Origin of the sequence: Paenibacillus sp. GCM10027629, assembly GCF_042676425.1 — a bacterium.
In the GTDB taxonomy this organism is placed as follows: domain Bacteria; phylum Bacillota; class Bacilli; order Paenibacillales; family Paenibacillaceae; genus Paenibacillus_K; species Paenibacillus_K terrigena.
Window position 1 is genome coordinate 1 of the sequence record NZ_JBHTGZ010000015.1, and the last position, 518, is coordinate 518.

Genomic DNA, 518 nt, shown 5'->3' on the forward strand with positions numbered 1-518 from the left:
ACGATTCTCCATAGAAAGGAGGTGATCCAGCCGCACCTTCCGATACGGCTACCTTGTTACGACTTCACCCCAATCATCTACCCCACCTTCGGCGGCTGGCTCCCTTGCGGGTTACCCCACCGACTTCGGGTGTTGTAAACTCTCGTGGTGTGACGGGCGGTGTGTACAAGACCCGGGAACGTATTCACCGCGGCATGCTGATCCGCGATTACTAGCAATTCCGACTTCATGCAGGCGAGTTGCAGCCTGCAATCCGAACTGAGATCGACTTTGATAGGATTGGCTCCACCTCGCGGCTTCGCTTCCCGTTGTATCGACCATTGTAGTACGTGTGTAGCCCAGGTCATAAGGGGCATGATGATTTGACGTCATCCCCACCTTCCTCCGGTTTGTCACCGGCAGTCATCCTAGAGTGCCCACCCGAAGTGCTGGCAACTAAGATCAAGGGTTGCGCTCGTTGCGGGACTTAACCCAACATCTCACGACACGAGCTGACGACAACCATGCACCACCTGTCT

1 rRNA gene is annotated in these 518 nt (G+C 55.6%); it reads right to left on the reverse strand.

Annotation, left to right across the window (positions count from 1 at the left end):
- Positions 1-14: 14 nt before the first annotated feature.
- A 16S ribosomal RNA gene (locus ACFQZR_RS25410) occupies positions 15-518 on the reverse strand; the annotation flags it as partial.